This is a genomic window from Candidatus Woesearchaeota archaeon, from assembly GCA_026394965.1.
Taxonomy (GTDB): Archaea; Nanobdellota; Nanobdellia; order Woesearchaeales; family 0-14-0-80-44-23; genus JAPLZQ01.
In genome coordinates, this window is record JAPLZQ010000036.1 from 1 (window position 1) to 9122 (window position 9122).

The following is a 9122-nucleotide window of genomic DNA, read 5'->3' on the forward strand; positions in this document are numbered from 1 at the left end:
ATAAACAAGCTCAGAAAAGACTTGGACTCGCTTATATCCGGCGCCAGGGCTGCGCCAAGAGCTGCACCGCAGGTTGCTTCAAACGGCGCCCAGGAATACACCAGCTCAAATTCGCAGAGCCACACAGAGCAGCATTCCCAGCCGGGAACACCGCCCCCATTCGGGCAGGCGCCAAGGGGAGAAGGGGCAGCACCTGAAAAAAGAACAGGCAATTTGAGGCCGGGCGATGTGAAGATTGAACAGATGTTCAACTTCTCAGGTGGAGCAAAGAAGAGAATTTAAGAGAAATTAAAAAATATTTTTGATTTTTATTATCAAATTTTTTTATGATTATTCATAATTTGTAAAAAAAAGAGGTGTAGGAAATGTCCGGATATTACGACTTATCTTATGTGCCAAAAAAGAATGAGATAATATGCGAATTCTACATAGAGCCGAACCACACATCATTTGAAAATGCATGCGAGCAGGTTGCAGCAGAATCCTCAATAGGAACCTGGACAGACATCTCAACAATGAGGAGGGAGATAGCTGAACAGCTTTCACCCCACGTTTTCTATTCAGACAAGAAAGCAGGCATTGCAAGAATATCCTACCCGGATGAGCTTTTTGAGCCGGGAAACATGCCCCAGATTCTAAGCAGCATTGCCGGAAACATATTCGGAATGAAAGTCGTGAAGAATTTAAGGCTCCTTGACATACACTTCCCCCAGGAGATAATCAAATCATTCAGGGGCCCTAAATACGGCATAAATGAGATAAGGAAGTCAATGAACATAGAAGACCGCCCGATGCTCGGGACAATAATAAAACCGAAAGTCGGGCTTGACTCAGCAATGCACGCCCAGGTTGCATACAATGCATGGGTAGGCGGGTGCGATGTTGTCAAGGATGACGAGAATCTCACAAACCAGTCCTTCAACCCTTTTGCAAAGAGGATTGTTGAGACATTGAGAAAGAGAAATGCCGCAGAGAAATACACCGGCGAGAGGAAAATCTACCTTGCAAATGTCACAGCAGAAACAAGAGAGATGATAAAGAGGGCTAAGTTTGTCAAAAGGCACGGCGGAGAATTTGTAATGATTGATGTTCTGACAGCAGGATTCTCAGCAGTCCAGACTTTAAGGGAGATGGACTTGGGAGTTGCAATACACGCGCACCGCGCAATGCACGCTGCAATAACAAGAAATCCCAGGCACGGAATTGCAATGCTTCCCCTTGCAAAGATTTACCGGCTTATTGGAGTGGACTCGCTTCATATAGGAACAGCTGTCGGGAAAATGGAAGGGAGAGGCGCTGAGGTTTCTGACATAGAAGAGGAGATAGAGGGAAAAAGCATTCTGGAAAGGAAGACAGTGCTTTCCCAGGAATGGGGTGGAATAAAGCCTGTTCTTGCAGTGTGCTCAGGAGGGCTTTACCCGGGAGTTATTCCTGAACTGATGAGAATAATGGGAAAAGACATCCTGATTCAGGCAGGAGGGGGAATTCACGGGCATCCTGACGGAACAACAGCAGGCGCAAAGGCGATGAGGCAGGCGATATTTGCAAGCCAGCTCAACTATCCCCTCAAGAAATACGCAAAAGAAAACCCTGAACTCAGAAAAGCAATTGACAAATGGGGGGTTGGGAAGAGGCTGAAGGGGGAATAGGAAAAACCCATAAATCTCAGATTTTCTTTTCCACTCTTTTCATTTTTATAATTTTTCTAATTAAGCGCCAATAAACAAGAATAAGCGGATTATACGCTGAAAAGCATACATATATATACTGGAGAATAGTAATATTTAAAAAGGATTGTAACTACTCCATAATAAAAATAAATATATATTGCAGTATGCATTATATTGACAAAAAACAGAAATAGAAATTATATTAAGAAATATAGATTATATTAAGAAAAAACAAGTGGGGGCTTGAAAAATGGATAGAAAAAACTTTTTAGCATATGCATTACTTATTGCAATGATTGCATTGGTACCATATGCAAGCGCAGCAGCAAGCGTCAGCATAACAAATGCAAACGCAGTGTGGACAAAGGGAATTGATGCAACAAAAGATTTCCAATTCACAGTCCAGAACACAGGAACAGAAAACCTGACTGGAGTGAGCTTTGGAGTAAGCGACCTTGTAAGCGGCGCATATGTGCTTCCGGGCTCGTTCATAACAATGCCTTCTCCGGTTGAGCTTAACATCGGGCAGGCAAAGATTCTTACAGCAACCCTGGCAGGAGTTCCAATATCACAGCAGAACGGAATATATGCAGGAGTAATGACTGTATTCTACGGAGCATTCAACAGGAGCTCAACAATCTCAGTCAATGTCAAGGAAGCAGTCAGCTCAGCAGCAATAACGCCTGCAACAGTAATTGTTGGAGGAACAAGCGCTGAAAGGCTTTCATTCTACACTTCAACATTCACAGTAAAGAACACCGGCGACTATGCATTGACAGGAATTTCAGTTTCCTCAAACGCAATCTCAAAGTATAATGTGACTTTCACAAACGCGCCAACAAGCCTTGCATCAGGGCAGGAGCAGATTGTGACTGTCAGAGCTTATATCCCAAAAGACCAGAATTCAGGAGAAGACAAGATTGGGACAATAAGCGTTACAAGCAATGAGGCAAGCGCCTCAGCAGAGCTTTACATGAGAGCTGCAAACATGCTTGAAATTTACGACATGAACATAGTTATTGATGGGCAGTCAGATGATGTGCCGTGCAACGGAGAGACATGCGATATCACATTTGGAGAGGTTGTAAAGCCTGATTCAAAGGTTGACCTCGTGCTTACAGTAAAAAACCTGTACTCAAGCGTCCAGAAAGTGGACATTAATAACATCGCAATAGACGCTGTCATAAGCGAGATAGACGACGGCGATGACCTTGAACTTGACAGTGATGTAGCAGACTTTGACCTTACATACGGAAAGAAAGTGGAAAAAACAGTTTCATTCATCCTGCCTTCAAAGATAGATGAAGGAACATATGACATGACAGTTGATGTTGAAGGCGAAGATGAGAACGGAGCAATCCACAGCGTCCGCTGGCTGATAAGGCTGGATGTTGAGAAAGAAAGCCATGACCTCATAATAAAGGAGATAACAATAACCCCTTCAGAAGTGTCATGCGACAGGAGCGCAGAAGTCAGGGTAAGAATCTTAAACAGGGGCTCACAGGATGAAGACAGCGCGCTTATCACAATTGAGAACAAGCAGATTTCAGTCGGACAGAGGGACCAGTTCTCAGTCAGCTCAGATGAGGAATACACTTCCTATTTCACAATAGAAATCCCATCAAGCGCAGCTTCAGCGACATACAACATCCTGACAAAGGCTTACTATGATATTGATGAGGAAATGGATTCAGAATCAACCCCGATCATAGTGAAGAAATGCGAGACAGCAGCAACATCCACGCCAACACCAAAGCCAACAGCGACGCCTTCAGATGTAATAGTTCAGCCGACGCCAACACCTGTTGGAGTTGTGGCAGAGACTAAAGTTGCATTCACAGAGACAACAGCATACCTCGTGCTCCTTGTAATCGGAGTGCTTGCCCTGCTGATTATACTCTTTGTGATAATCGCAAAGCTGATAAGGTAAAACGATAAATTTTTTTATTTTTTTATATTTTTTATAATAATTTCTAAGAATTAGAATTCAAGGTTTTTCAATAATCTAAGCTTTCTTCACGCAGAATTCTTCCCTAATCATTGAATTAAGCCCTTCTTTTCCTTTTGGGAATCTTGTCATCAATGATATTTCTCATCTCATCAACAAATTCCCTGGCATAGGAATAGTAGCGCTCGTATTCAGATGCCTTGATTTCCTTGATTTCGCGCTGGGCAATGGCTTTTGAGAGCCTGTAAAATCCCCTCATTATCTCGACATACCGCCTGCTTATCAGATGCTCTGAAACCATCCTCTTTTCCATAAGGTCAGCAACATGCTCAGGGCTTGGCGGAATCTCCCCAAGCTTCATTAATGCAGCGTGCGCAGAGTCAATCACAGCCCAGTAGAGGTCAATTGCCGCCTGAAGAATGTGCCATTTGGAATTGAAAAGCGTCCTTGGCGCTCTTGAATAGTAGTTCCATATAGATTCCGGCGTAGGCCTGATTTTTCCAATCTTCAAAAGAAGCTGGAGCGGCTCAAAAAAACCGGAATCAATGAGTGCAACCCCATCCCTCAATATGTTAACTGCAATTGGGTCACCAACTCTCACATAATCCCAGAATGTCGTGTATTTCAGGGTTGTTATGTGAAGCCTCGGGCTTACTGAAACAACTGTCCTTTCAGTTATAACCCTGTATGCCTCAACCATTTCCTGGGTGAGTGTTATTGTTATGTCATCAACTATTATCAGGACATCTATGTCGCCGCTGTAGTTTGTGCCTCTTGCAGTGCTCCCGAATATCACAATCCCTTTAAGTATCGCCCCAAATTCCTTGTATATCTTCTTAGAGAACTCATATGCAATATCCAGCTCTTCCCTGGAATAGGAATCCTGGTTAGGATTCTTCTTTTTTTCTATCTTAAATTCCATCCCAATTCCCTTGAGAGCAAATGGCTCATCCCATTAAAAATCTTTTTAACTTCTTAATAATAGTTATAAAACAATGTCCTTATCCTAATTTGAAAAAATCATGAGGAAATAAGCAATCATATTATGATTATATTAAATGATTATATTAAATAATCATATCGGCCTTTTCCTTTCAACTGCATCATAACCCTGCTGCATTCTGGAAGGAGGGTTTGGATTCTTGGGATATCCCTGATGCCTGCTTCCTTGGTAAGGATTCTGATAAGGGTTCCTCTGCTGATTGGGATACTGCGGATACTGGTTTTGATAATTGTTCTGAGGCGGTGAATATGAATTGGGCTGCAAATCCCTGCTCTCAAGAGAGGAGGAGTAATCGCCGTTCTTTTTCCTGTTGTATTCAACCTGCTCTTCCATGTCCTGCGCAACTGCCTTTGGGTCTGGAGTGAGAAGGTCAAAAAGCTCTATTACGTAATAGAAGAGTGGGAAGAAAATCACAGCAGATAGCATGTATTGCCAGGAAAAATCAATTGCGCCGTAGAATATCGGGATGAATATTGCAAAAACATATGTTACCTCCCTTATACGCCCAATCTTCCTGATAATAGTGTTTCCTTTAAGCCCAAGCACTATCAGAGCGATGCTGTAAATTAATATCAGCGAGATTATTCCAAATCTTAAGGAAGTGTTAAGGAATCCGGTAACTTCCCTTGCAATGATAAGCCTGACTGTCTGCCTTGCGCTGTCAATGCTTCCCCAGAGAACCACAGTTGCATTGGTTATTGCATTTCCCATGGAGGTTCCAAGCTTCTCCTGGAAAAATTCAGCAAAGAACCATGAGAGCCAGATTGGAACAAGAATCCACAGCATATCAGTATTCTTGAAAGGGAGAACGAATATGTTAAAGCCCCAGAGCCTGAAAAGCTCCCAAAGATAAAGCCCTGCCTCAACATACCAAACCAACGAATAGCACCTCTTTTTCCAAAACTCCTTCAATCCAAGCGTTTATATAAATGTTTTGATTAGTCTTAATTCAGAAAAAAGTGAAAAAAGAGAGGAATTCTTTCCAAAGCAAAACTATTTATATGAAATGCCAAAAACTGCATTAAACTAAAAAAACGAGGTGGAAAAATATGCCATGCGAATGCAATTGCTGCGGAACAGCGAAGAAAGCAAAGAAAAAGAAGAAGGAATAAGCAAAAATTTATTTTTTATTTTCAGCATTTTTTCCAAAGAAAATTCTAAAGAAAACCTTATATACTTACGAGCCATTATTGGATTCTGGGGTGATTTGAATGAGTTTCTCAAAAAGGAATGCTATAAAAACAGCGATTCTAGGAAGCATTATTGCCGGGGTTTCACTTGCATCAAGCATAATGCCGAGTTCTGCAACACAGAAGACAAAGCTTTCAATATACAATAACAGCTACGCGCTTGTAAATGAGCAGATAGCTCTTTACCTGAAAAAGGGAGAGACAAAATTTAGAATTGAAATACCTGAGGGGACAGACCTGGAAAGCGTTTTTCTGCGCTCACTTGGAACTGGGTTTGAGATGGTTGAGCAGAACTTCACGCCAGGAGAGATAACAGAAGAGCTTCTTCTGAAGGACTACCTCGGAAAAAACATTGTGGTTTTCATGAAGAATAACAACACGCCACGATCTGGACTTCTCCTGCAGGAAAGCGGCGCATTATACCTGAAGAAGGACACATCAATAATTGAAATAAAGCCCGATGAGATTGCTGCAATAAGCTATCCCAATGCGCGCTCATACGCAAGGGAGCCAAGCCTTGAATGGGTAATAGAAAGCAGCAAGGCAACAGAGGGGAATTTCAACCTGAATTTCATAACAAAGGGAATAACATGGAATGCGGACTATTTTGCAGTGCTGAACAAGAATGAAAGCAAAATCAACCTGGAGAGCATAGTTACTCTTACCAACAACTCTGGAAAAGATTTCAATGACTCAAATGTAACGCTTGTAGCAGGGCAGATCAATTTTCAGGGAGGAAACACACTTCCTGATTACAGAAAGGACGAGGCAGTATCAGCCCCGACAGGAAGCGGTGTTATCCAGCAGGATGTGTTTGAATACCACAGCTACATCCTTCCTTCAAGCGTAGACCTTAAGGACTCTGGGACAAGGCAGGTTGACTTCATAGATGCGCAAGGCATTCCTGTGAAAAAAGACATTTCAATATCCTTCAATGAGTATTACAGCTATTCTTCAGACATACAGAAGGCAAACGCAGACATAAAGATAATCCTGACAAATGATGACAAGTCAAATCTGGGAATGCCGCTACCTGCAGGAACAATAAAGTTCTATCAGGAAGATGCGAATTCAATGCTTGACTTCATAGGAGAGGCAAGCATCGGGCACACCTCAAAAGGCGACACCCTGGAACTGGCAATCGGAAAGGCGTTTGACATAAAGGGGGAGAAAAAGCAGATTAAATACTCTGAAACAGGCACAAAGGAATACAGAGAAATAACGCAGGGCTACCTGATAAGCGTGAAAAATGCAAAATTAACTGATGAAGCCGTATCTGTCTTTGAGAGGATACCTGCCAACTCAACAATTGTTTCATCCTCGGCAAAGTATGAGCAGATAAGCACAACCCTTGTGAAATTCACGCTGAATGCACCTGCTGAGGGCTCAGCAGAGCTTAAGTATGAGCTTGTCCAGACAATAAAGTGAACAAGGGAAGAACCGCATCAGGATTGCAATAGGGAGTGATAAGAATCAAGGGAAAAGAATCAGCGGAAAACAGGAAGAGAAAAAACTCCCTTAAAATATTTTTTATTGTTTTAATATTTCTATGCGCTGCCCTATCAATTTTCCTCTTCCCGAAAGGGCTTGGAAGAGAGCAGATTCTGCATTCTGCTGATGAGATGCTGTATGAAAAATACCTGAATGAGTCAGAAAGGATAGAATCCCTTTCAGCGGAATACCATAATTTCTTTGCAGTTGCATCAGAAGAGGGGTTCATTTTCAGGGACATATACGGAAGGATGCTCAGAAAAGGGGAGATACGGGCTGATTTTCTTTCAATATCAAACCCTGATTTCCCTCCTGTAAAAGCAAGAAGCTACAGAATCAGGGAAAAGAGCTTTTTATGCGCAGAACAGAATGCGAAATGGAATTGCACTGAAATAAAAACAATAATCCCGCTAAATGAAAAGAATGTCATCAGGATAAATCGGGGACTATTTGAAAGCGGCGCAATAATATTCCATGAAATAGGAAAAAGAGAAGAGAAGGGAATCAATTGCACTTACTTTGATTTGGATTTTGACATCCCAAAGCTTAATCTTGAGGAAAAATACCTAATACTTGCCTCATCAGGGCTCTCAACTGTCAATGAGCCGAAAAAGGCCGCTGAACAGATAAAATCATTCAGCACGCAGATTTGCGAAACTGATGGAATTGCGCTAAAGTCAATCTCATTCCTGACATTCAAAAACAATCTCACAAGAAAGATTGAAAGCGAGATAGAGCATTATGAGATTAACCCTGCAATAAGCGATTCCGAGCTTGCTCTCCCTGAATGATTTTATGAATAATTGTATGTACTATTCTATTCCCTGAGGATTGAACTGACAATCTTAAATGTTTCAGGGTATTCTTCAGGAATGAGCATCATTCCGTGAAGATTGCTTTTTAGGATGTCTGTGCAGTTTCCTGAAATCCTGTAATTTAATGCAAAGTCAAGCGCAACATTGTCTGCTGCAACAACACCATCGCCGTCTTTCCCGTAAGTGTTGCATCCTGTTGCAGCAATTGTATACATCCTGACTGATTTGGGGCTGTTCCTTTCATCATTAAGCCTCTTAAGGAATATGCTGTTCTTAGCCATGTCTGAACACTCCTTTTCAGAGCCGAAGATTGGGCATATCTCAACAAGAGCCCCTTCAATCCCCTTGTTTGGAGTGCCTATTGTAATCATCTTGTCAACGCTTTCCTCACCGAAGAGGAGAAGGTATTCCCTTGCAACAAGCCCGCCCATTGAATGGGCAATTATAATGACTTTATCAGAGCCAGTCCTTCTCTTTACCTCCTCAACAATCTCCCTCAGGCGTATTGCATAATTCTCAATGCTGTCAGTTTTCTGGGACTCAACTGTCTGAAAGCCTAAGTCGTAGTAGGATATGTAATAGTAGCTTGCCCTGACAGCAATAGGGCTTGTGCTTCTCCCCCAGTCATTTGGCGGAACATTTACATTGAGGTCAAGCAGCCCTGCAGGAATGTATCCGATGGATTCCATTGATGACTGCATGTCTGAAAATGAGTTTATCACAAGCTCAGGCGAGTTTCTGTTGTAGGCAAGGTGCCCGTGCACAAGTATTACAGGATAGCCCTTTTCTGATGAGCAAGAATCTCCTGTGCAGCAGTTTGAGCACTTTCCAAATGCACAGCATTCGGGGCTGTTTTCCGAAAGGACAATAGAGAAATTATCCTCCTGATTTGAGGATTGATTAATCTCAATTCTTGGAATGGAAACGCTGAATGCTGACCATTCAGAATCTATCATTGACTTGTCAAGCACCCAACAGTGCTCTGAAAATGCATGATTAAAGCTT

The 9122-nt window shown here is 42.2% G+C and carries 8 protein-coding genes; 5 read left to right on the plus strand and 3 right to left on the minus strand.

Going from position 1 to position 9122, the window contains the following annotated elements:
• From NTV63_01655 to NTV63_01665, 3 genes are all read left to right on the plus strand, one after another.
• A partial coding sequence (locus NTV63_01655; GenBank protein MCX6709641.1) for a hypothetical protein occupies positions 1 to 282 on the plus strand: 282 nt, incomplete at its 5' end.
• Between the two features lie 83 nt (positions 283 to 365).
• Positions 366 to 1649, plus strand: coding sequence for a type III ribulose-bisphosphate carboxylase (gene rbcL, locus NTV63_01660; GenBank protein MCX6709642.1), 1284 nt, complete (start codon positions 366 to 368; stop codon positions 1647 to 1649).
• Positions 1650 to 1920: 271 nt separating this feature from the next.
• Positions 1921 to 3600, plus strand: coding sequence for a hypothetical protein (locus NTV63_01665; GenBank protein ID MCX6709643.1), 1680 nt, complete (start codon positions 1921 to 1923; stop codon positions 3598 to 3600).
• Between the two features lie 115 nt (positions 3601 to 3715).
• Here NTV63_01665 and NTV63_01670 read toward each other — a convergent pair whose 3' ends face one another.
• Both NTV63_01670 and NTV63_01675 read right to left on the minus strand, forming a co-directional pair.
• Positions 3716 to 4540 (minus strand): nucleotidyltransferase domain-containing protein, encoded by an 825-nt coding sequence (locus NTV63_01670; protein ID MCX6709644.1) that lies wholly within the window; start codon positions 4538 to 4540, stop codon positions 3716 to 3718.
• 153 nt (positions 4541 to 4693) lie between these two features.
• Complete coding sequence (locus NTV63_01675; protein ID MCX6709645.1) at positions 4694 to 5533, minus strand: hypothetical protein; 840 nt, start codon at positions 5531 to 5533, stop codon at positions 4694 to 4696.
• A gap of 299 nt (positions 5534 to 5832) precedes the next feature.
• Between NTV63_01675 and NTV63_01680 the strand changes: the two genes are divergently transcribed.
• A complete protein-coding gene (locus NTV63_01680) occupies positions 5833 to 7239 on the plus strand; it encodes a DUF4139 domain-containing protein (protein ID MCX6709646.1) in 1407 nt (468 codons plus the stop codon).
• Between the two features lie 35 nt (positions 7240 to 7274).
• Entirely contained in the window at positions 7275 to 8093 is an 819-nt protein-coding gene (locus NTV63_01685) for a hypothetical protein (protein MCX6709647.1), read from the plus strand.
• A 26-nt stretch (positions 8094 to 8119) separates the two neighbouring features.
• Here NTV63_01685 and NTV63_01690 read toward each other — a convergent pair.
• The coding region (locus NTV63_01690) for an alpha/beta fold hydrolase (GenBank protein MCX6709648.1) at positions 8120 to 9122 on the minus strand (1003 nt) is incomplete at its 5' end.